This window comes from Clostridium vitabionis (assembly GCF_015351765.1).
Lineage (GTDB): Bacteria > Bacillota > Clostridia > Lachnospirales > Lachnospiraceae > Clostridium_R > Clostridium_R vitabionis.
In genome coordinates this window covers 396,488-419,842 of the sequence record NZ_JADKQA010000002.1, presented here as the reverse complement: position 1 = coordinate 419,842, position 23,355 = coordinate 396,488, and the positions used below count along the sequence as shown (strand labels likewise).

Below are 23,355 nucleotides of genomic sequence, written 5' to 3'. Positions count from 1 at the left end.
ATTCCCTTGCTGGTATACTTACTATAGTCTTTCTTATAATGGATAAACGGATAAAAACCATGATGAGCCACCCAATTCGGAGCTGTCACATTTTTTGCAGCCTTTCTGATATCAGTCCGGCAATCAAAGTGAGCATAATACTTTTTGCTTTTCGCAACAGTCTCCGGTTTTAAAATCCATTCGTCGATAATGCTCTCTCCTTTAAATTGCAATACCCATTGGCATGGAGGATAGCATTCCTTAGCCGATGGGTATACAAATAATCGTGGTAACAAGGGTGCAGCTGATACTGCGTCTGATTACCAGCTATCCAATTGTAGCAATGCTTAATTACTGTATAATCAAGCAGGAGGACTTTGTCATGTTCCTAATCATCACCATCTTCGTGCTGACCGCTCTGGTCTGCGTCTCAGACAGATTGACCCAACCGCTCTTATCGGAGCTCGCTGGCGAACTGTTGACAACAATTCTCAGCCCTTACAACATCTTGTAAGGCAAGAGTGATTATAGCACAAGATACATGATAATTCAACGTTTACTGCGCATGTAGTCTATACGCAAAGTGCTCTCTTAACTTCCAGGTGAATTGCTAAACGAAGTTCCACTCGCAAATTTTAAAACTGGAAGTTAATCCTTCCAAAAAAATACTGGAGGTTAATTCTTCCGAAAAAGGACTACAATAGCCACTGTTGGTCCACCACCTGTTGCTCCGACCAGAACAGGAGGACCTGATGGCTAAGTATAGTCATTTGAATAGCGAAGACCGTTCTCACATCGAGACTGGTCTGAATAACAGGCAGTCGTTCAAGGAGATTGGTGAGAAGATAGGTAAGGATTGCTCCACTATCTCCAAAGAGATTCGTTCCCACATGGTTTTCAGGAAGACCGGTGCTTACGGACGTCCGTTCAACGACTGTGTGAGGCGCAAGACCTGTCAGTTTTCCGGTGTCTGTCATATCTGCCCCGAGAGCAGGGCGCGTACCCGCTTCTGCTCTATCTGTGGCAGATGCATAGATCGCTGCATCATGTATGAGAAGGAGAAATGTCCCAGGCTCGCCAAACCTCCGTATGTCTGCAACGGCTGCCCTGATAAGCGGTACTGCACACTTGAAAAATGCATCTACGATGCTGCAGCAGCCCAGGCGGAATACTCTGAGGTTCTGTCAGAAACAAGGCAGGGGTTTGCTGTCTCGGATGAGGAAAAGAAACGTCTGGATGACATCATCTCGCCTCTGATCCGTAAAGGCCAGTCCCTCCACCATATATGCCTGAACCATATGGATGAACTGATGGTCACAGAGCGGACTCTCTACACCTACATGGATGCCGGCCTGTTTACCGCCAGGAACATCGATATGCCCCGCAAGGTGAGGATGAAGCCCCGCCGCAAGCGTCCTGATACGATCAAGGTCGATCCCAAATGCAGGGAAGGGCGTACCCTGCAGGACTATGAGAAGTACAGGAAGGAACACCCTGATACTCCTGTGGCCCAACTCGACTCCGTAGAGGGCGTTAAAGGCGGTGCGGTGATGCTGACGGTCACCTTCCCGTCCACGGGGCTGCAGCTGGCTTTCCGCCGCAATCACAACGATGCGCAGTCAGTTATTGACATCTTTAACCGCTTTTATTCTGAACTTGGCCCGGACACGTTTATTGCACTGTTTCCGGTACTGCTGGCAGACAACGGCAGCGAGTTTTCCGATCCGAAGAGAATCGAATTCGACGCCAAAGGGAACCGTCGCAGTCGCATGTTTTACTGTAATGCTTCTGCTCCTTATCAGAAGGGGAGCTGTGAGGTACATCATGAAATGATACGCCGCATTATTCCTAAAGGCGTTGATATCACACCATATACTCAGGGGCAGATCACACTAATGATGAGCCATATCAATTCATACAGGAGAGCGTCTCTGGGCAATAAGAGTCCCTATGAGATGTTCGCTTTCATGTACGGAGAGGCAATCTTAAAAAAGCTCGGGCTCAAACTGATTCCACCTGACGAAATCAGTCTGAGCCCTGAGCTGTTGAACTAATACGTATCGGTCGGAGCAACAAGCCCGGAGAACCATCCCATGCACCAGATTTAGGGGTGGAACTTAAAAGTTCCGAATTTCGGATTTTAGGCTCGACCTCTTATAAAGATACGCATTTTTATAGAAACGGCCGTCTCTATGCCCCAGTTATAGCCGTTTCAGAATCAGATGTACAGTAGCACGGGGCGAAAAAATGGAACTTTCGGTTGCAATCCAGGCAATGGTAGAAGTTACCCCTTCAAACTGGAACTTCGGATTTCAACCGACCCTCTTAACTTCCAGCCTTTTTGACACTCAACCAATCAACAGCCAGTAGCGGTCTCACTTACATATTACTGTCTGTTTTCTTTATTCTGTCTCCGGAGCGCCTTTAATAAACGCCATGATCTCCGCGTAAGAGCGATCACTTTTTATAACAGCTCCCATCAGTTCTTCCTTCTGCATCTCATTGCGGAGTTTGATCAGCTCTGCCAGCGTTTCTTTCTCTGCTTCGTATTTCGCTTTTGCTTTCTCCAGAGCAGCCTTCTGCTGTTCGATCTTTGCATCTAGTGTGTCTGTGTTGACCTTACGTCTTCCGCGTGCCATCTTGCTTTCCCTCCTATATCCTGACCTTCCGCACCTTCGGGTTCAGCTGGTCGCTGATCTCCCGGGCTTTCCTTTTTACATAGTTCGTGTCGATTCCAAACGCTTTCAGTATCGTTTTCTGTGTTGCCGTGACTGCATGATCAAGCCGGTACACGCCGTCTGCCTGGCGGATCATCTCTATCTTTTCAAGCTCCCGTATGGATGCCGACACGTTCATATAGTTCGGCTTTTCCAGAAGTTCTTCTTCCTCATCTTTCAGCTTCGTGTACATACGGTTCCGGATGATCAGCGCGACAAACGCGATCAGCATCTTTCCTTCAAGAGATTCACCCGTATATACCCTCAGACTCCGGTTGCCCAGGAAGCTCTTATCCGCTTTGAACAGCTTTTCCGAGGCGTCCCTGCTCTTATAGAGATCAAGCGCTTCTTTTGCAGACATTTCAGCTGAAGTAATGATACAGAAGTATCCGCACATCTTCAGTTCTTCTTCTATGACAGAAGCCTTTTCTATCCCGCAGACAAAACACTGGTCATCTTTTCCTTCGTGATAATACTCAAGGCTGAAGTACTTCTCATAACTCTTATCAATGATGACCGGCTGTCCTTCCTGCTTTTTCAAGTATGCTGCGATCCGGTCGATCTTTGATTCCAAGTCTTCACGCTCCGAAGCGGCTTTACTGTAGCTGTAATAAATGTGCAGATACCGATCCTTTTCATCCGAATAGAAGACCTTTGTCTTTACGGTCGTACCATTTACCTGGTACCGGCGGATCGTATACTGCCGTTTCTCCTCAAAGCTTCCCTGGACTTCCCGGATCTTATCGTTCACAAAAGACTTCATCCCCTTGACCATGATCACGAAATCATAGCCCAGATGATCCATGTACCGGATGTTCTCTCTGGAAAAATACCCTCTGTCCAGGATAAAACCGGCATTCTTATACCCATACGATACGGCCTTGTTCAGCATCAGCTGAAGCTGAGAGATATCGACGATACTGCCCGGATAGGTCTCGTAGAACAGCGACTCCCGGTTGTTGCAATCGTACGCTATGGAATAGTTGAAGATCGGAAGCCCCCGGTCTTCCTTGGCATGTCCGAATTCAACGATCTCGATATCACCGGCCTGGCAGTTCTTATTGGTAGAATCATAGGAAATATAGATCTTATCCTGCTTTTTCTTGACCGCGTTCCATTCGTTCTGGAAAGAAACGCTGTCCTCCACTGAGATCTGGCTGATGAAGGTCGATACGGTGGAGTCGCTGTAGATCTTATACTCCGGCGTGAAAAGCGGATGGTTATAGGCATAATCCGGATAGTACTGTCCGGCATTATTCTCTGTAGTGAGATAATTGCAGATTGTCGGGATAAACGGACATCTGTGCCATATTCGGCGGACAGTCTGAGACATAATTAGTGTCTGCTCAACATTGGGTCCAATTTTAGCAAACTGCAAAGGTATCTGGACGGCTGCCAACCGTACAGTGCAGCCCGGAATTCTGGCGAATTGCTCACGTTGCATCGTCCATTTCGATGAACTGCGCTGTTTCCGGCCCGTATCCGCAGTCCGCAAAATAAAGCACAAAAAGATTCCCTGTAGGAATTGCGAAGAGGTTGGTGACATAGACTGATAATGCGATAGATGCCAGTGTTGTTTCAGCCAGTCTGGTCATAATGAGACCAGCGCCGTTACAACGCTTCTCCCTGCTGAAGAAGCGCTCTACCTCGATCCGGTCAGTGTTGTCTTTATACTCCTCCCGGTTAGCCTTATGATCGGCTGCGGGACGCCCCAGTCTCGGGCCGGAGATGTGGATGCCGTGCTCTTTACAGTAAGCACGGTTCGCCCTTGTCCTGTAGATCTGGTCAACAAGAACCCGTACCGGATAATGCCCGGTGCGTTCCTTATAACGTTCTACCGCATCCTGCAGGACAGAGCTCTCATTGTAAGGATCAAACTGGAGCTTCTCCAGGCGGGCGTGGCCCTTTTCGTCAATGCTGACATCATACTTGGCGCCAAACTCCACGGGAGACTTGGCTTTGCCGCGCACGATGGGACGGATATACGGCTGGCTGATGCTCACAATCCGGTCATCCACTCTGTGAGTGTTGTTATCAAACATGTACTTCTGCTGTTCGTACAGCTTCTGGACGGTCAGATAGCAGTCAATATACTTCTGTGGCAGGGCATAGCCTTCTGTCATGTATGCCTCCAGATACCGCAGATCGCGATTCAGGCAGCCAAGCTGCTTACGGATCAGGCTCCGGAGCTTCTTCGTCGGGCGTTTTTTGGCTTTCGCCATGGCAAGATATTCTTTTCTTGCGCGCCTCCGGTATGTTCTGGGCTTCGTCCATGGATGATACTGGTGATGGAAATAGTCAATCATCTCTTCGAGCTTCTCCCTGGCATCATTGAGAAGCACAAAGTCCTGAGGATACTTGATGTTGGACGGAGAACAGGTGGCATCCAGAATGAAAGTCCCCACGTTCTCCCCGTCGGCGGATTTTTCCGGTTTATCGCCGGCATGTTCCGGCGTGGCAGCGCCTGCAGCAAGGTATTCTTCATTCGCCATCATCAGAAAACGGGAATCCAGCCTGCGGCGAAAATACACGAGAACTGTCGGCTTGAACGGGCAGGTGTCCGAAAACCGGTCCATACCAATGAAGTACTGGTAATACGGGTTTTGGGCGACTTCCTTAACCAGCCTGCGGTCAGAAAGCCCCTCACGTTTCTGAATGATCAGAGCACCGAGAGCAACACGCAGAGGAAAGGCCTGCCGTCCTTCGTGTGAGGGAAAGAGAGAAGCGTACACTTTTTCCAGGCTTGTCCAGTCGATGGCATTTGCAAGCCGGACCCATTCATTGTTTTCATCCAGCGGTGTTCCACAGCTCTGGTTGAAATCAAAAATCGAAATCTGGTGCTCGGACGGTTTTTTGTACATGGCGGACTGCCTCGGATATATCAATAAGTGCAAAGAAATTAGGAGAAATTGCAAAAATCTTTGCACTTATTATACCGCAATCCGCCGTTATTGTCAGTAAATATTGCATTCTACGCTATTGAGCAGACACTAATTAGCGGACAAGTAATGACATATTAACCGGACAATAGATCTTCAGATATAATAAGCGCATCTCCTCAAAATGGAGAAATATTATATCTGGAGGTCCTACTATGGATTACAAAAAAAGTACTTAGGCTTCACTTTGTGAACCATCTCAGCTGCCGTGAAATCACCGAAAGCTGCGGCGACTGCAGCAAAACAACTGTCAACGAGTTCCTGAAGCGTTTCAGAGAGAATCCGGAACTTTCATACCCTTTACCGGCAGATGTCCCGAATGAATACATCGGAAACATGCTTTATAAAAGGCCTGGTGTATCGGCGGATCAGCTCCTCTACCGGGATTTTAACAAGGAAGCTGTCTACAAGGCTCTGGCCCGCAAAGGAGAGACCCTGGAAGCATCTGTGGCAGAAATACAATGCCATAGGTGTCTAGATGGAAAGAAGCCAATGAGCTATCGCCAGTACTGCAGGTGTTACAGCGAATGGGCTGATTCCAAACAGCTGACCTTCCACATCCAACGTTATCCCGGTGTCAATCTCGAGCTGGACTATGCGGGGAAGTAGCTCTATCTGCATAACCGCCGGAACCCGGATGAGACCACAAAGGTCACGATCTTTATCGCTGCCCTCACCTACAGTGATTACTTTTACGCTGAAGAAATGACCGAATGCGATATCCGGAACTGGATCCGGGTCAATAATAATGCTCTGACCTATTTTGGCGGCGTGACGCTGACGATCACCCCGGATAATTGCAAAGTGGCAGTTGCCCGGAACAAGGACTGGATCAGCCCTGTCCTGAATAAAGATTTCCAGGCATGGGCAGAACATAACAATACGGTTTTAACCCCTGCCAAAGTGAAATCCCCCCCGCTGGAAACCAGTTGTGAAAGGCCACGTAAAGATCATTACCATGCACATCCTCATGGATATGGAAGATATGGTCTTTTATTCGCTGGATGATTTAAACCGTGTCCTGATGGAAAAGGTGGATGCTGAGAACCGGAAGCCCTTTGAAGGACTCACCTATTCCCGGTACGATCTCTTTACAACAGAAGAGAAGGAGACTCTCCTGCTTCTTCCGCCCAGCCGTTTTGAATATCTTGAACGAAAGACTGTTAAAGTAGCACAAGATTTCTCCTTCACCTTCGACAAGGTCCATTATAGCATGCCCCGGAAATATCTGCGACAGGAACTCGAGATCCGGGCAGGGGAAAAAGAAATCTATGTCTATAACAAACACGGTGACTTCATCCGGACGCATAAGCGGAGCTACACACCGAAAGACTGGGTGATCATCCCCTCGGATATGCCTGCCGAATACAAAGACTATGGCTATTGGACGGTGCCTTATTTTCAACAGAAAGCATCTGCTATCGGACCCAGCACCCGTGCTTTGATCGATGCAGTCATTCAGAAATACGCTTATCCTGTGCAGTCATTCCGAAGCTGCTTTGGTATTCTGCGGTATGCGGAAAAGTACTCGCCGGAAGCCCTGGAACGTTGCTCGTTTTAGCTGGGAGATGCAACTATTCCTATATCTGTAACACTATCTCAACTTACCATAAAGAGCCGTTGCAAAATACAATGCCACAGAGTAGCCCCAACGAAGATGCTGCAACAGCCGTATCCGGCGCCTACAAAGATGATGACAGCAAGTATTCCCTTAAGAACCTGCTGAAGCGTCAGGAAACGGAGGCTGGCAATGAAGAATAAGACTACTGATATCTATGAGATGTTGGATACACTATCCCTGCCGGTAGCCGCCCAGCGTTTCGCAGAACTGTCTAAAAGCCCTGAATTCGGCAGCTATACCACTTAGCAGTTCATCCGTGAGGTTCTGGAACCTCAGGAAATAGAAACACTCAACAACAGGTTTGAAACAAATCTGCGGCTCAGCAGCCTGATCAATAAAGGTGCTTTGGCCGAGAATCTGAAAACCGGCAACGGACGCATCTACAATGATGCCACCGTTGAACAGATCCTGAAATTTCATTTCGCTGAGAATCGGCAGAACGTCGGGGTCTATGGAGTCACCGGTGCCGGCAAGTCTTATTTCCTGTCTGCCTGTTGTGTGGAAGCATGCAGACGTAATTACCGTTGTAAGTTCGTAGACTATAAACGGTAAATCATGCATACCGTAGCAGATAAAGGGCTGCCATTGCTGACAGCCCGACTGTCCATTATTAATCAAGTTGCTTCCTGCATTCCGCCGGGAGAGCCTCAGACCACGGCGCCAGATCTTCAAGGAATGACAGGTTTGTATCATCCATGTGTTCTGGGATCCTGGTGAGAAGAAACTCAAAATAGCGGAACGGATTCAGATGGTTGGCCTTTGCTGTTTCAGCTAGACTGTAAATCACGGCGCTGGCCTTCGCCCCGTCAATTGTGTCAATCATGACCCAGTTTTTCTTGCCAATACAGAATGGGCGGATCGTCTGCTCCGCGGCATTATTATCGATTGGCACTTCGCCGTCCTGTAAAAAGTATTTCAGGTACCGCTCCTGGTTCAGGCAGTAGCTGAAACCGCTTCCGGTTTTGGTTTTTGCCGGGATTTGCGGATAAAGCTCTTTCAGCCACGCAAAGAAGGCCTCAACAAGAGGCTTCACTGTCAGCTGCCTGGATTTCAGCCGTTGTTCCGGCGTCATGTCCGCGAGCGCATTATCAGCAAGATAGATCTCTGCGATCTTTTCTAACGCCACTGAGGCAACAGATGTTTTCGCCTTCTGATCCCCCGCGGCCTTAACCGCTTCAGAAAATCTGCGTCTGGCGTGGCTCCAGCACCCGGATATATGCAGATCATGCCGCTCATTCGCAAGTTGATGATATACTTGATATCCGTCGGTCACCAACACGCCGTTGAACGCTTTCAAGAACTCCCGCGGATGATCAGCCTTCCGCTCCTTCTGGTATTCATACAGGATGATCGGCTTTTCCGTATACATCTTCCCCGTGCGGTAAACCCACATGTAGCTTTTCGCGCCCGCATGCCTTCCGTCGTGTGTAACTACAACCGGGGTTTCATCCGCCTGCAGCACATGATAACTATAGATTTTCTCATGCAGCCAGTCATACATGAGGGATAGGTAACGGTCTGAACATTGGATCGTCCAATTCGCCATGACCTGGCGGGAGATGCTGATGCCATTCCGTTTGAATTCCTGCTCCTGGCGGTAGAGAGGGACAGCATTGACATACTTTGCGTTCATTATGCCCGCCTCAAGCGACGGCGTGACGATACTGTTGCGAAGAAGCTCCTTCGGGCGATCCGCATGGACAATGGTCTGGTTGTCTGTCCCGGCGTACACTTTGATGTGGTGTTCCTGGACGATGTACCTGGCAGGCTCATAACGCAGCCGTTTATAGACCTCATCGGGGAGGCATTTCCATTTGTCCCCGAAGATTCTCCGGAGCTGTGTCTCACTGAGTTCGTGATGAATCACCTCTACAGGAAGCCCCTCTAAATCTGTATCCCGTTTGCCCTTGGCTTTCTTTCTGCGATGAATCACAACTTCCTGAACCGGAGGTTCCCCAGGATCTGGATTCTCTTGATGGACAGCTTCTGCTTCGTTGAAGAAATCGAAGAGGTTCATCTGCCCATCTGGGATGATATAGCTTCTCTCTGTGCGCCGCCCGAAACGATATTGGTTTAACGTCGCGACCTGCTCAGTGAGACGGTTGATGCTGTCCGTCAGCTGCTGGATCTGATCCTGCATAGACAAGGCAAGCGTGATGATGGCCTGCTTATCGAGGTTATTCAATTCTTCTTCGGTGAAGTGTTTTGCTGCCATATGCCCCTGCCTTTCTTTCGGATTTCATTATAGCTGAAACCTGCAAAAAAGGCGAACCTGCTGCTGGGGGAGGTTTGTCATAATGACTGTGGATAACTCCTAAAGTGCAGGGGATTTTTCGTCCACGAGGGCACATAGGACGGGTGATTTTCAAACATCCGGTGACATTTTCCGTAGGAAGAGGCTTTCACTAAAAACAATTGCGGAAAGTATCCACATGCCAGCGTTTTCGGCGGGGCGTTATCCACCTCGGAATGCTGTCCGGTCACGTTCAAGTTCTCTGTTTTGCACAAAACGTCAGAGAATCTCGGTAGGATGCAGGTCAGTCCTGACGGTAGACACATCGATTACCGTCAAGCCATCCAGCAAGTTGAGAAACTGTTCCGGCGAGATTTCCTCCATGTCCGAGGATGTCCGGGGCCATTTGAAACTTCCAGCTTCCAGGCGCTTGTAGAGAAGGAGAAAACCATCGCCTTCCCAGACAATCCCCTTGAATCTGTCCCTGCGGGTTCCACAGAACAAGAACAGGACATCCGTCTGAAATGGATCAAGATGAAAGTTTTCCTTTACAATGCTGGCAAGGCCGTCGATCCCCATTCGGAGGTCTGTCTTGCCACAAGCGATGTAAATTTTTGTAAGGCCAGTTAATTTACGAAGCATGATTTATCAGCGCTCTGATCAGGCGCAGGATCTCTTTTGAAGCATGGCTGGATACTTCAACTGTCATGGTACAAGTCCGGATGACTGCATCAGGATGGAATTCTGAAACTGTCTCCATACTCAGCGATTCAGATGATGGGAGCTCAATTTCGGCAAACTCGACCTGGGTCGAAGGAACCTGCTCTGGCTGAGCTTTTCCAGCCAAAGCGCAGTATGCTTCATTCCGCATTTGTTTCTGCCTGTAGTAAAATGTTTTTGTGCTGATGCCGTTTTGCCGGCACCATTCCCTTTTGGTAAGGCCGCTGGAGTTACACTGCTGAATCATTTTTGCCCATTGCTGCTTACGTATGTCATGCGTGCATTGATCCATGGGACAATCCCTCCTTAGTGTGAGTCGGAAAAACCTTAGGTTTTTCTGATTTGATTATCCAAGATTTGAGCACGCCGCAACAGGTAGTTATGGTCTACCGTTTACCACGGGAATGTGCCAGCCTTTCTGCCTTTATACCCCTCCGTCGTCCGAACCCATCGTCAAAGCTGATATGTACAGCTCACATATGAGCGCATAAAAGACCATTTATGAGCACGCACAGCCTGTTATCTTCATAGTTCTCCCCTCGTTCAATACCATCTCCGGGCGGATAAATGCCGTAAACTGGGCGTTTATTCCGCATGTTCTCTCTCAAAAACCCGAAATCGAAAAATTGGCACAGAAATTGCATCTTACTATGCTGAAAACAAAATGTTTCCTGCATCATCCGGAGGATCAGGGAACAGAAAAAACATATCTGCCCTGTGCAGAAAAAAGGAGAGAATATCATGAAGGTAGGAATTCTGAAAGACATCAAAAACGGCGAATATCGCGTGATCGCAACCCCAGCTGAGGTGAGCGCACTGGTCGCGGACGGACATGAAATCCTGGTACAGAAGAGCGCAGGCGAAGGAGCTGGTTTCCCGGACGAAAAATATGTGGCAGAAGGGGCCAAACTGGTGGATACCATGGAAGAAATCTATGGCCAGTGCGATTTCGTCACCAAGGTCAAGGAATTTGAGCCGATCGAATACAAGCTGCTGCGTGAGAATCAGATCGTATTTACCTGCATTCACCCTGCGGCGCATCCGGATGAAGTGCAGGCCCTCCTGGACAGCAAGTGCATCGCCTTCACCGCTGAGGACTGCCACCGCTACGGCTCCCCGAACTGTGAGGCAGCAGGAAAGCAGGGCGCGCTGATGGGCCTCTATGCTCTCCTCTCCATTAACGGCGGCAAAGGAAAATGCGTGAACGGGCTCGGCGGCGCACCGGGCGTCCGTGCCCTGGTTGTCGGCGGAGGTACTGTCGGCAGAGCCTGCGCTTCGATTCTTCATTCCCTCGGTGCACGGGTTACCGTCATGGATATCAATATCGGAACCCTTCGTGACATCGGACGCCAGTTCAACGAGGAAGTGGACACAGAAATTTCCAACCGCTATAACCTCACCCAGATTCTTCCGCACACGGATGTGGTTTACAACTGCGTGAAATGGCCCAAGACCGCCAAAGAGTTTATGATCACCCGGGAAATGGTTCGGTCGATGGAAAAGGGCTCTGCCATCGTGGACATCAGCAATGACTACGGCTGCATCGAGACTTTCCATGAGACAACCCACGCCGATCCTATGTATATCGAAGAGGGCGTCGTCCACTACTGCGTGAGCAACATTCCGGGGGCAATCTCCCAGTCCACATCCATCGCCTATGCGGCCTCCGTTCTTCCGCACTTCCGCAGCATCCTCAACAATGGTGTGGCCAAGGCCTGCGCTAAGGACGGCTATCTCCGCAGAAGTCTCACGGCATATAAGGGATACCTCACTCACGAAGAGACCAGCGCACTCCAGAACAGACCGTGGATTCGTCCTGAGGACATTCTGGGCATCGCCAACGAGAAACTGGATCCTGCTCCGGCAGCAACTGTGACAAAATCCGATAACTTCATTAAACTGTAAACCGCGGGGGAAATGCGAGAAGGAGGGGTATCCTGGTTATGACCGTCAATGATTTTCTGTTAGATTTTTCCATAGCATCCGCATTTATCCTGGTGGGTCAGATTATCCGGGCAAAAATCCAGTTTGTGCAGAAGTTCTTCATGCCCTCTGCCATGGTGGCGGGTATTCTGGCGCTGATCGTCAGGCAGACCGGCATTCTCCCGTTTTCGGATTCCATCGGAAGCTATCCCGGCGTACTGATTATTCTGATCTTTGCCTCTGTCGGGCTGCAGGGATTCTCCTTCTCCAGCTCTGACATGAAAAAAGAGATCTCCCGCTTAGGTTCCTACTTCTGCTACAAGACACTGGCCCAGGCCATTCAGTTCAGCGTCCCGGTGATCTTCTCCATCCTGGTGATCTCCCGCCTGTTCCCGAACATCAATTACTCCTTCGGCCTTCTGCTCGCCTCCGGATTCTCCGGAGGCCACGGCACAGCGGCGGCAGTCGGTTCGGCGCTGCAGGACCTGGGATTTGCCGATGCCTCGGATATCGCCATGACCTGCGCAACCGTAGGCCTTCTGGCAGGAATCTTTGGCGGTCTTCTCTACATCAAGCTGGCAGCGAAAAAGGGTTACACTGCGTATATCAAGGACTTCTCTTACATCTCCGGAGACCTCAGGACCGGCCTTGTCGCGCCGGAAAACCGGGCTTCCATGGGCAATGAGACCATCTCCTCGACCGCGCTGGACACACTGGCCTTCCACCTGGCGCTCCTTCTGCTTCCGTCCGGAGTCGGATACTGCCTGATGAAGCTGGTGTACAACAGCACCGGGCTGGACCTGCCCAGCTATCTGTTTTCCTTCCTGCTGGGCATCGCAATGTTCCTGATTCTGAAAAGAACACCTGCCTACAGCTACATCGACAATACCATCATCAGCAGGATTTCCGGCACGGCTACCGATTATCTGGTCTTCTTCGGCATCTGCTCCATCAAGATTCCGGTCATTATCAAGTATGCGGTCCCACTTGCCATGCTTCTGATTGTGGGTATCGTCATCGTCTCCTGGATGCTTTGGGTTGTCGGTCCGGCAATGAATGATCTCAGCTGGTTTGAGCGGTCCATCTTCGTGTACGGCTACTCCACTGGTGTATTTGCCATCGGTTTCGTGCTGCTGCGGATTGTTGACCCGGAGAACCGTTCCAAGACGCTGAATGATACCGCCATCGTCGGTTCGCTCAACACACCGATTGAAATGTTTGCCTGGTCGCTGGGCCCGGTTATGCTGATGAAAGGCCAGCACTGGACCTTCTGCCTGATCTATCTCGCCATCAGCGCTGCCTGCTTCATCGTCTGCCGGATGTTCCACTGGTGGTGGGCGAAAGAGCCGAAAACGCGGCCCGGCTACGAAAAATAAGATATCTGTTAACCACCTCATTTCGGATTGCGGCAAAACACACCGCTGTCCGGAATGAGGACAGTCATAAAAAGAAATCAAGTCATAGGAAAAAGGGGTGCATGTCTGCTACAATGACATCTGTGTCCGGCATAATTTTTTCTTGGTGAAGGGAGGATGTGCACCCATGCAGGATCTGAAAAATTTGTTCAAAGGGAAAGGCTATATCGATGGAATTACCATCATCAACCTGGAAGGGGAAATCCTGTTCAGCGCAAAAATGAACAAAAAGCTCGGGAATATGGAAGGGCAGGACGATCTTCTTGGGAAGAAACTCTTTGACGTCTTTCAGAATATCAACACGGAAAACAGTTCCATCTACCGCGCCATGCAGCTGGGCTATCCCGTCTATGTTCAGGACCAGCCGCTCACTACGATCGGGCACGGCACGACACTGATCTCCGCCCTGTCTGTCCCCATCAAGCGGGGCGGCCGGGTCGTCGGGGCCATTGACCTCTCCTGCACTGAAGACAGTGTCCCGGAAGATGACCGGATTGATCTGACCGTGGACGACATCAGCGCGATCGGGAAAAAGCTGATCACCAACCACGACCGCGCTTCTTTTACCGTGGAAGATATCGTGGCGGAAAATGCGGCCATGCGCCGTGTCCGGGACTATGTGTACGTCGTGGCGGGAACTTCTCTCCCGGTCCTGATCTACGGGGAAACCGGGACAGGAAAGGAAGTCTTTGCCCAGGCGATCCACAATGCCAGTGCCCGGAGAAATATGCCGTTTATTGTACAGAACTGCGCTGCTCTTCCGGAAACTCTGCTGGAAAGCATCCTGTTCGGCACCGAAAAAGGTGCCTTTACCGGAGCAGTGGATCACAAGGGGTTGTTTGAACTGGCCGACGGGGGCACACTTTTCCTGGATGAGATCAATTCGATGCCCATCAGCCTTCAGGCCAAGATTCTCCGCGTGATCCAGGACGGCAGCTTCCGGCATCTGGGCGGAAAAGATACGCTCGCCGCCGATGTCCGAATCATCGCGGCGATGAATACAGAACCATTTGAAACTATCCAGAAAGGGCAGATGCGTCAGGACCTCTACTACCGGCTGAGCATGATGCAGATCAATATCCCTCCGCTGCGGGAACGGAAAGAGGACATCGCCGTCTTCGTGCGGCGGTACATCAGCAAACATAACGCGACTTTTGGAAAACATGTGAAATATATCTCCGCCGGATTAATGCGGAAACTGCAGGAATACCCCTGGCCGGGCAATGTCCGGGAACTGGAAAATCTGATCGTCTACGGAATGAGCATGGTCAGCCGTGAGGATGAAACCCTCAGGCTTTCCGATGTCTCTGCCAGGCTTGAGGAAATGAGGAAACTCGGCCTCCGGACTCTCAAAGAAAATCGCGAGGCCGGCGAAGACGCGCAAGGTCAGGAAACTCTCCCACTGCGTGAGGCTGTGGAAAATTACGAAAAGCAGGTGATTCAGAAGGCTCTGGAGACCTCCGGCGGCAACGTGACCGAGGCAGCCAGGATTCTGGAAGTTCCGCGCGCCACCCTTCAGCGGCGTGTACAGCAATTTCATTTGGCTCAGGGGAAGCAAGAAACTCCCTGAACAGAAAGCCTGCTAATAAAAAGTCAAGGGGTGATTTGAAAAAAGTTTAGAGATGGATTTTGGTCACAAGTATCCAGGCCGTCTGCATAGGGCGGTCTGACAATGGAAGCAATATGTTGGGCGGAAGTTTTACTGTTCAGCTTGCTCCTGGTTGTGGAGACATTCCTTCACTTTGCCATAATAAACACGAAGGAACTTATTCGCGCCGGCCGTCATGTACACGAGATACGGCTTGTTTTCAGCCTTCTTTTTGAACAGAAAGCTGCTGACAGCATCGTCTTCCCTCACTCCGTTTTGCAGCATGGTTGTCATGATCTGATATAGGGTGCAGCGAAGGCGCGACGGGCCGCATTTGGATGCATGGCTGCTGTTGTGCACTTCTTGCCCGGAATCGTTCTTTCCCGGGTCCACACCGGCATAAGCGGTCAGAGCTTCTCTATGCTGAAATTTGGAGATATCCCCGATTTCGGCCATGAGCTGCGGACCGAAAGTAGAGCCTACACCGTACATGTTCATAACGGTATTGTACTCGGGAAGAGTAGATGCCAGTTCGTTCATCGTTTTGCGGATGTGCTCCACATTTTCCGACAAAAGGTTTAACTGCCGGATGCTTTCCTGGATCAGCTCTTTATAAACAGCTTCCTTAGGCAAAGTGGCTATAAGTTCCTTGGAATCCTTATATATGGCGTTTGCCTTGGCTTCCTGGAACTCGTAACCATGATGTTTGCAGAAACGCTTGTAGCGGTCTGTAAACGCTTTTATACCGGCATTGCGGACACAGTCCACATGCCAGAAAGAATACGCAAAATCAACCCATTTTTCGCTTCCATCGGCACGAACCGGGCTGTCAAATAACTTGTTGACGCCAGGGTATGTCGTGTCGAGCAAGGCAATCAGGTTCGTTTTTGCGGCAGTTTTTTGCTTCATGAAGAAGCTGAACTGCGAATTAAGAGTTTTCAGTTGAGTACGCGTAGTGTCCATATTTGTATATTCACGGAGCTCAGCCCAGTTGTCAAGGGTGTAGCGGGCTATTTTCTTTGCATCGGCGGAATCCGTTTTGACCTTACGGATTGTGTTGTTTCCGTAATTTTTGATCAGATGCGGATTGACCGTACATACAAAGAGGCCGGCTTTAGAAAGAGCATTCCGGATCGGCTCATGATAACGTCCCGTACTCTCCATCACAACCCTGGTATCTCCTTCGAGAGAGCCAAGGTATTGGGCGAGATCATGAAGATCCCTGGACTTATGAGGTACGTCAAAGGGTTTATGGACGATGACACCGCCTGGCTGCAGGACAGCAACCGTGCTTCTCCCCTTTGATACATCAATACCTACCGCGTTTAACATAACTGATTCCTCCAGAATAAAGAGTTGCAATGGTTCCAGAATTCTCATTGCCTATTCAATCTCCTGGGGTATCATACGAACGCACTGTAACTGTCAACGGCGGTTCAACCTGCATAAACCGAACGGCTGCGAATGAGGATGGCTGGACGACTGGCTTTCTGACGGACGCCACAGAATATACTGTGGGTCCAAGGAGGATGGCGTCATAACCATGCCATTCCATTCTAACAGTTTTGGCAATGAAGGGATAAGAGCCTGACTGGCTGTCAGGTCATCTTTACCCTACGACTTTATTATAGGAGGAGGTAAATAACCTGATGGGAAAGAACATAAAATCTTTCCTTTGGCTTCTTGCCGGATGCGTCATCTATGGAATCGGCACCCACGCCTTCATCGAGCCGGCAGACATCGCTCCGGGCGGAGCGGTAGGCGTGGCACTGATGATTAATCACGTATTTTCCCTGCTTCCCGTCGGGAAAATGATCCTGGTCATCAATGTTCCCCTGCTCATCCTTGCATGGTTTAACCTGAGCAAGGGCTTCACCATCCGGACAACCTTTGCCTGTGTTCTGAATTCCTTTGTTCTGGACGACCTGGTGGCACCGATATGTCCGGTCTACGCCGGCGACCGTCTGCTGAGCAGTCTCTATGGCGGAATTCTGGTCGGAATCGGAATGGCCTTCATCTTCATCTCCGGCTCCACCACCGGCGGCAGCGATGTTGTCGGGTATCTGGTGCAGAAGAAAGCGCCTCACATGCCGATCGGCAAACTGCTCCTGGCTATCGACAGTTGCATCCTCTCCGTCTCCGCGTTTGTGTTCGGCAATATCGACGCGGCGCTGTTCGGCATGCTGAGCCTCTACGCCCAGACGAAAGTCATCGATGCCATCATTTACGGCAGTGATGTCGGCGTCCAGGCACAGATCGTCACCAAGCATCCGGAGATCATTGTAAAAAAGATTATCGACGTGCTGGACCGCAGCGCGACCATCCTGGAAGGGAAAGGCGGATACAGCGGCGACAAACTTTCCGTTGTCGTCTGCACCGCGAGAAAATCCGAGTTTCCTCAGCTGAAGGAATTCGTCTACGCGTCCGATCCTGACGCCTTTGTCATGGTCACCCAGACCACAGAAGTGTACGGATTGGGATTCAAGGATTTCGTGGAATCCCACTGAAGAGCAAAAACTTAACGCAGGCCCCCGATTTTCCGGAGGCCTGCGTTGTTTCATTCACCTGAACGTATTATCCTGTATCCGACTTTTTACTGATTGATAGAGATATTCACATTCTACCGGACATTACATGGCTTCTTTCTGATTATACGCATAGCTCTCTTTGTATACGGTTTCCGGTGCAATGTCAATTTCTCCATTATTCCATGTAATCACCCCATGAAAAATAACCGGATGAGTAAAGATCTCATCATCCATGAGTGGTGCAAAGGCAGAACCCTTCAAAAGAGTTGCGTCAAACAGACGTTGTTCCCCTGTTGAAAACGTGACAAGCATCATGTGCCCTCGCAGAGGTTTCACATCTGTAACTTTTATGTCATCCGTCAACTTACCCGCATAGCATACATCATCTTTAACATACATAGTCCTACCTCATTTCATCGGTGCTATCTTGTCAAAATGCTCGCCCTTGACCGCAAGATTCCATGCCTTATAAGCTTCCTCTTCGTGAAATGCGAGCCATCCAGCCACAATTTTCAGCTGCTTGCGCGGGATGGAGCCAGCAAGCAGTTCTCCATCTATTGCAACGACAGCTTCGTATTCTCCATAGTATACGTGAACGTGCGGTTTATTATGCTGCCCGATATCCCGGAACAACATATAAATGACCATACCGCCAAAACGACTTAACTCTGGCATAATACTACTACCTCTGATTGTAATCATCCGAATTTTATTAGCTATTTACAGATAAATTCTACCACAAGCAACAGGCATCCGCATCAATTCAACCCTCGTCCTCTTCGATCTCCCGCTGCTTCTTCAGCAGGAATCGTTCCAGTCTCTGAAAAGCCGGGATGAAGCTGTCCCTGATCAGGATCATCAGCTCGTCTGCATCCTGTTCATTGTAGATATGCGTCGACTGATTCCGCTTCTTCAGCATCAGAAGCCAGATGTCCTCATCCTCCAGGAAGCCGGTCTTCGCAGATAATTTCAGGATATCCCGCGCCGATCCAGTCTCCGCTCCGCCCACGCCGTCCTGCTCCAGGATGAACTTCAGCGCCTTCCAGGCGAGTTCAAACGTGAGCTGAAATTGTCCAATCATGCCCATGCGATAAATCTCATCATTTTCAGCCAGATCAAAATTTCCCTTTTCCAACACTTTCAAACATCGGCAATAGTTTTCAATTTTTTTCATAAATGATCACCCCATCCCGCTGTATCTCCTTTTTCAAATCTGCCGTAATATTTCCATTCATATCAATCAGATCAAATGTCAGCAGACTCCATGTTTTTTCCTGAATATCCTCATAAAACTGGTCAAAGCTGCCACCATAAACCGCAAGATCGATATCACTGGACTTTGTGTTCGTCCCTCTTGCCCTTGAACCAAACAATACCAGTTTCTTCACAGACGCAGCCTCGGCAAAGCGGCAAATATCCCGCAGGACTCTCCCCGGAATTCGGATTTCTGTCAATTGTTCATCCATTTGCGCCTCCTGACATTATTGTACAAAGCGAAACACATTTTGCTGCCCTCTCACTGGAAATACCCCCACTCCATCTTCTTCCCGAACAGACTGTAGTACGCACTCTTCCGGTAATCCGAAAGCACTTCGTCCGCATCGACCTGGGATGTCGGAAAATACTGCCCGTCTGCATTATAGCACCCCAGCGCGTTGACCGCCGGCCAGCTCTGCATGCACTCGTAAATCTGCCGGTCGTAGCAGCTCATCGCAATATCCGCATAATCAAGGAACAAAGAATGGAGGAATCCCGGGGATATGCGCGGCACCTCCGGTTCGTCCAGGTCATAGTTCGCCCATACGATATAGGGAACCTGGTACTTTTCCTCCAGGTACTCCGCCGACACCGCATCGCCGGTGAGATTCGGGTCCAGCAGGTCATACACACTGTCGCTGAGTCCCGGCTGGTGGTCGCCGAACATCAGAATGATCGTCTTCTCCGGGACATTGGAAAAATAACCCACAAGGTCCTCAAACGCCGAATCCGTCAGACGGACCAGAGACAGATATTCCTCAAGTTCGGGATTCTGCAGCCGCTCATCCGTCGGGTAAACGGTGACGTCGACGGCGCTCTTATCCTGACTGTACCCGCCGTGGTTCTGCATCGTCACGTTGAAGATGAAGGTTGGCTCTCCCTGGCTCTGCTGGTAAATCTCCTCCACGTTCTTCACATCGGCGGCATCGCTGACAAAATTCCGAACCGTGTCGGTATAGGTGAGCTCGTCCTCGATGGAGAGGAAATTCTGAAAGCCCAGCAGCGGATAAACCTTATTTCTCTTATAGTTGGACTCGTGTTCCGGGTGAAAGGCCACCGTCCGATAGCCGTCGGCGGCAAGCTCGCTGGCCATGCTGGGCCGGCTGCTGTTGATGTACTGGGTATAGGGCGCACTCCCGGCATTCAGAAACGCCACACTGTTCCCGGTCAGAAATTCGTATTCCGTGTCCGCCGTCCCACCGCCGAAGACCGAGGGCATCATTATGCCCTTCCGGACATTTGCCCCGGAGAGAGAATGGATAAAAGGCATACCATCGGTATTGGTCTCGAATCCATAGACCGCCGGCAGATCGGAAAATGCCTCATTCATGAGGACAATCACATTCTGCGCCGGCTCCTCCGTCTCCGTCCCGCTGCCCGAATGGGAGTCCTGCTTTTCGTTATTCATGCCGCCTCCTGCATAAGAGGCCAGCTTTTCCTTAACCGCATTCTCGTCATAGCCCGCAGGAACCGGGCGCTCCAGGGACATTTTCGCATAACTCAGGAAAGACCGGATATACCCGTATTCTGCGGCGCTCTCGTCGTTGTTCCAGAGAGAGACCGGCGTCAATGAGGAGTAAGCGAGAAGGCAGGTCAACCCGGCACCCGCGAGAGCGGCTAACCGCCGCCTTAAGTACAACCGGAGAGCGAATTTCTCAAAATCCCTATACGCCAGCAGGCAGACGACAGTGAGAACGGCGGCCTCCGCCAGCAGCACGCAGAGCACCGCGCCGTCCACCGCAAAGCGGTAATGGTCTGCGACCTTCGCCGCCGTGCCCGCGAACTGGATGTCCGAGTATTCAAACAGCTGCCCCCGGTACAGGTCATAATAGTGATTGACCAGTCCCAGCAGAAGATACAGGCCGTTCGGCAGAAGAAAGATCAGCCTGCTCTCGGGGAAGAAAATCGCGGCAAGATAGTACCCGGCGGCAAGAATCGCAATATTGAGGAAGACACCGCCTGCGGAAATCTCCGTAAATGCGGTCGGGCACAGCAGCTCAATAAGACAGAAATTGAACGCCGCGAAGAGCCAGACAGCGCCGTGGCGGAACAATCCCTCATACTTTCCTCTTCTCTCCAGACATAAGAGTGCAGCCGCCCCGCCGAAATACGCGCCCCAGAGCATTTCCGGGTCATCCACCGTCCCGACAAAGGAATAATCCCGGATGGTGAGGCCGAGCCAGGCGGCAATGAGAATGGCGGAACAGATGAGCGCCAGAGCCGGGATCTTCCGGCCGTCCTTCCCGCCATCCTCCCGGCTGTTCTTCTGTGCCCTCCAACGGTTGAAAAGCACATAAATCAAGCCAGCTGCCAGCCAGAACCGCACAAGTTCCCGAAACACGCCGGAGATCACAGACCGCCAGGAATTGATGACGACATAATCCACCCGCATGGAATTTCCAGGCACATCCGTGACATCGAGCCGGATATAATTGGTCTCCGCCGGCAGAACCTGAAAGCGAAAATTGATCTCGTCCATGCCATTTTTCAGAAACCGGTACTGATCAAACCATCCCTCGCTGTTGGAGACATAGATATAGGCGCAGTTCTGACCGGTCATATCCGAGACATAAATCCGGACCGAATAGACGCCCAGCTTCTGCCCGATCGGCACTGCGATCCAGGGGTCCTTCGATTCCGCCGTGATCGCGCCATCATTTTCCGAAAAATCCTTCAGATTCTCGTTCTGCGCCCCGTACAGCGCACTCCGGTCAAAGGTCATCCGGGGATAGCTCACGAGCGCCAAAGCCATGACCGCCGCGCTGATCACCAGAATCAAAAGAATCCCCCGGATAAGTTCCTTTTTTCTTGTCTTAACGAATGCCATCATCTCTAAACCTGATATATCTGTCCGCCGCATGAAACACATTTCTGATCCCTGTCATTCCCAGAATAACATAAACCGGCGAATAGCAGAACAGATACCTCGCCCTGGCCTCAAACAGCAGCTCAAACAGCGTAAGCCCGATCACCGACAGCAGCATGACCAGGATCACCCGGTCGGAATGGGTCCCCTCCGAAATATCTCTCCCATAGAAAATAGTGAAACAGAGAAAGAACACCAGCGTCATCCAGATCATCTGCATGTAGGACAGGAATACATCATAATTTTCCCCGTTTGGCTTAATCAGAGAGCGGACAAGGCCGCTGGCCGCATTTTCCGCCCAGGCCGGGTCGCCGTTAAAGGAATGGCCTTCCACGTCCCAGGCAAATGTGCCATCCCCGTAATTGACCAGCTGCTTCCGACCCAGGTGATAGAGAAGCCCGCCCGGTCCATAGATCTTGAGTCTCCCCCTGACTACCCGCATGTCCGCCTCGTTCCGCTCTTCATTGGTGGAAAATGACTCCGTGAACAGCCGGTCCCGGTCGGAATATATCCCATCCGTCCGCGAATTGAGCCCCATCATAATATAGTGGCGGAAGCTGATGGTCGTATCCGGGTTAATCTCCATATGGAGCGACGGCGCAACCCCCGCCGTATAGAGGAGGCAGAACACTAGCACGCCGCCAGCGATCAGCGAGAACCTGGCCGCCAGACCACGGATCTTTGGCCGGCTAACTTTGTGCAGTGCGGTCAAAATCTCCACGATGACCAAAGCGATCAGCACGATCATCGTCTGGGGCTTCAGGTAAAAACCGGCCACCCCCAGAAAGCCCTGCAGTATCCACAGAACCGCCTTTTTCTTCCTGTTCTCCGTGCTCCCGGCCTGCTGGTAAATCCGTACCATGAGCAGCGGCAGAATCAGCGCTGTGGAATCCGAATAGACGACAATGTGCCAGGGCGACAGGCCGACAAAGAGGCAGGCCGCAGCATAGACCGCCCAGGAGAAGCGATAGCTCTTCGTCAGCGAAAAGGTCACCCTGTAGACGAGGAACATCGTGACGACGGCGAGCACAATCTGAAACACGACAAGCGCATACTCCCAGTTGGAAAATCCCAGATAAAGCGATGTCCGGACAATCCCGGTGAAAATCCAGACGATCAGCTTGTTGTTCGGATACCAGGAGAAATACTCCGAATCAATATTCTGGTAGGCATTGGTGACCTCGTAGAAAACCGTATCATGGATCGTCTGCGCATCCCATCCGGACTCAAAATAGCCGCCGTAGCAGGCATACATCTCCCAAACGAAAAGAAGCAGGAGCGTGACTCCCAGGAGAATGCGGTTCCGGCGCCGCAGAAAGTCTTCGATTCTCCGGCCGAATTTCCGGTTCAGGAAGTACACTGCGATGCAGATCATAAGCCCCATGATCAGGTAGCCGGCATTCTCGAGGGAAAAATTCTTCGATGCCGTCACATTCCAGACGCGCTGCTTTCCCAGCATGAGAAAAACCGTCACAAGGAAGATCACTTCCCAAAGAACCAATATCGCTTTTCTGAATATCCTGTTCACTGTACACTCTCCAGCAATTTTCTGCTTCGCAGGTCTCAACG

Annotated in this window: 20 protein-coding genes and 1 pseudogene; 7 read left to right on the top strand and 14 right to left on the bottom strand. The window is 50.6% G+C overall.

Annotation, left to right across the window (positions count from 1 at the left end; all coding sequences use genetic code 11):
• The first annotated feature begins 731 nt into the window (after positions 1-731).
• Entirely contained in the window at positions 732-2,033 is a 1,302-nt protein-coding gene (locus ISF27_RS06805) for an IS30 family transposase (RefSeq protein ID WP_194610424.1), read from the top strand.
• Positions 2,034-2,381: 348 nt separating this feature from the next.
• Here ISF27_RS06805 and ISF27_RS06800 read toward each other — a convergent pair whose 3' ends face one another.
• The 3 genes and pseudogenes from ISF27_RS06800 to ISF27_RS06790 form a co-directional block, all read right to left on the bottom strand.
• Entirely contained in the window at positions 2,382-2,618 is a 237-nt protein-coding gene (locus tag ISF27_RS06800) for a hypothetical protein (protein WP_194610422.1), read from the bottom strand.
• A gap of 13 nt (positions 2,619-2,631) precedes the next feature.
• Positions 2,632-3,972 (bottom strand): annotated as a pseudogene (locus ISF27_RS06795) (IS1634 family transposase); the annotation flags it as partial.
• A gap of 157 nt (positions 3,973-4,129) precedes the next feature.
• A complete protein-coding gene (locus tag ISF27_RS06790; protein ID WP_194610420.1) occupies positions 4,130-5,557 on the bottom strand; it encodes an IS5 family transposase in 1,428 nt (475 codons plus the stop codon).
• A 783-nt stretch (positions 5,558-6,340) separates the two neighbouring features.
• Between ISF27_RS06790 and ISF27_RS06785 the strand changes: the two genes are divergently transcribed.
• Both ISF27_RS06785 and ISF27_RS06780 read left to right on the top strand, forming a co-directional pair.
• A complete protein-coding gene (locus tag ISF27_RS06785) occupies positions 6,341-6,643 on the top strand; it encodes a hypothetical protein (protein ID WP_194610418.1) in 303 nt (100 codons plus the stop codon).
• Positions 6,612-7,196 (top strand): Mu transposase domain-containing protein, encoded by a 585-nt coding sequence (locus ISF27_RS06780; protein WP_194610416.1) that lies wholly within the window; start codon positions 6,612-6,614, stop codon positions 7,194-7,196. The genes ISF27_RS06785 and ISF27_RS06780 overlap by 32 nt, the downstream gene beginning before the upstream one ends.
• Before the next feature lie 231 nt (positions 7,197-7,427).
• On the opposite strand, the gene ISF27_RS13655 is transcribed toward ISF27_RS06780, so the two are convergent.
• From ISF27_RS13655 to tnpA, 4 genes are all read right to left on the bottom strand, one after another.
• Entirely contained in the window at positions 7,428-7,874 is a 447-nt protein-coding gene (locus ISF27_RS13655) for a hypothetical protein (protein ID WP_456236837.1), read from the bottom strand.
• A complete protein-coding gene (tnpC, locus tag ISF27_RS06770) occupies positions 7,867-9,471 on the bottom strand; it encodes an IS66 family transposase (RefSeq protein WP_194610414.1) in 1,605 nt (534 codons plus the stop codon). Before tnpC ends, ISF27_RS13655 begins: the two co-directional genes overlap by 8 nt.
• A gap of 297 nt (positions 9,472-9,768) precedes the next feature.
• A complete protein-coding gene (gene tnpB / locus ISF27_RS06765; RefSeq protein ID WP_194610412.1) occupies positions 9,769-10,131 on the bottom strand; it encodes an IS66 family insertion sequence element accessory protein TnpB in 363 nt (120 codons plus the stop codon).
• On the bottom strand, positions 10,121-10,501 hold the full coding sequence (tnpA, locus tag ISF27_RS06760) for an IS66 family insertion sequence element accessory protein TnpA (RefSeq protein ID WP_194610410.1): 381 nt from the start codon (positions 10,499-10,501) through the stop codon (positions 10,121-10,123). Before tnpA ends, tnpB begins: the two co-directional genes overlap by 11 nt.
• Before the next feature lie 449 nt (positions 10,502-10,950).
• Between tnpA and ISF27_RS06755 the strand changes: the two genes are divergently transcribed.
• The 3 genes from ISF27_RS06755 to ISF27_RS06745 all read left to right on the top strand — a co-directional run bounded on the left by ISF27_RS06755 (position 10,951) and on the right by ISF27_RS06745 (position 15,117).
• Positions 10,951-12,114: an alanine dehydrogenase gene (locus tag ISF27_RS06755; protein ID WP_194610408.1), complete on the top strand. Its 1,164-nt coding sequence runs from the start codon at positions 10,951-10,953 to the stop codon at positions 12,112-12,114.
• A gap of 38 nt (positions 12,115-12,152) precedes the next feature.
• The gene (locus ISF27_RS06750) at positions 12,153-13,508 is read left to right on the top strand and encodes a sodium/glutamate symporter (protein ID WP_194610406.1); all 1,356 of its coding nucleotides are present in this window, start codon (positions 12,153-12,155) and stop codon (positions 13,506-13,508) included.
• Positions 13,509-13,674: 166 nt separating this feature from the next.
• Positions 13,675-15,117: a sigma-54 interaction domain-containing protein gene (locus ISF27_RS06745; RefSeq protein WP_194610404.1), complete on the top strand. Its 1,443-nt coding sequence runs from the start codon at positions 13,675-13,677 to the stop codon at positions 15,115-15,117.
• A 129-nt stretch (positions 15,118-15,246) separates the two neighbouring features.
• On the opposite strand, the gene ISF27_RS06740 is transcribed toward ISF27_RS06745, so the two are convergent.
• Positions 15,247-16,515: an IS110 family RNA-guided transposase gene (locus ISF27_RS06740; RefSeq protein WP_407926062.1), complete on the bottom strand. Its 1,269-nt coding sequence runs from the start codon at positions 16,513-16,515 to the stop codon at positions 15,247-15,249.
• 269 nt (positions 16,516-16,784) lie between these two features.
• On the opposite strand from ISF27_RS06740, the gene ISF27_RS06735 reads away from it, so the two are divergent.
• Positions 16,785-17,642, top strand: coding sequence for a YitT family protein (locus ISF27_RS06735; protein ID WP_194610402.1), 858 nt, complete (start codon positions 16,785-16,787; stop codon positions 17,640-17,642).
• Between the two features lie 123 nt (positions 17,643-17,765).
• Here ISF27_RS06735 and ISF27_RS06730 read toward each other — a convergent pair whose 3' ends face one another.
• The 6 genes from ISF27_RS06730 to ISF27_RS06705 form a co-directional block, all read right to left on the bottom strand.
• On the bottom strand, positions 17,766-18,062 hold the full coding sequence (locus ISF27_RS06730; RefSeq protein ID WP_194610399.1) for a DUF2442 domain-containing protein: 297 nt from the start codon (positions 18,060-18,062) through the stop codon (positions 17,766-17,768).
• A 9-nt stretch (positions 18,063-18,071) separates the two neighbouring features.
• Positions 18,072-18,365, bottom strand: coding sequence for a DUF4160 domain-containing protein (locus tag ISF27_RS06725; protein WP_235986060.1), 294 nt, complete (start codon positions 18,363-18,365; stop codon positions 18,072-18,074).
• Between the two features lie 61 nt (positions 18,366-18,426).
• Positions 18,427-18,837, bottom strand: coding sequence for an HI0074 family nucleotidyltransferase substrate-binding subunit (locus tag ISF27_RS06720; protein ID WP_194610397.1), 411 nt, complete (start codon positions 18,835-18,837; stop codon positions 18,427-18,429).
• Positions 18,824-19,129, bottom strand: a complete 306-nt coding sequence (locus ISF27_RS06715) for a nucleotidyltransferase family protein (protein WP_194610394.1) — start codon at positions 19,127-19,129, stop codon at positions 18,824-18,826. The genes ISF27_RS06720 and ISF27_RS06715 overlap by 14 nt, the downstream gene beginning before the upstream one ends.
• A gap of 50 nt (positions 19,130-19,179) precedes the next feature.
• Entirely contained in the window at positions 19,180-21,750 is a 2,571-nt protein-coding gene (locus ISF27_RS06710; RefSeq protein WP_194610392.1) for an LTA synthase family protein, read from the bottom strand.
• Positions 21,734-23,287, bottom strand: coding sequence for a glycosyltransferase family protein (locus tag ISF27_RS06705; protein WP_194610389.1), 1,554 nt, complete (start codon positions 23,285-23,287; stop codon positions 21,734-21,736). Before ISF27_RS06705 ends, ISF27_RS06710 begins: the two co-directional genes overlap by 17 nt.
• Between the last annotated feature and the right edge of the window lie 68 nt (positions 23,288-23,355).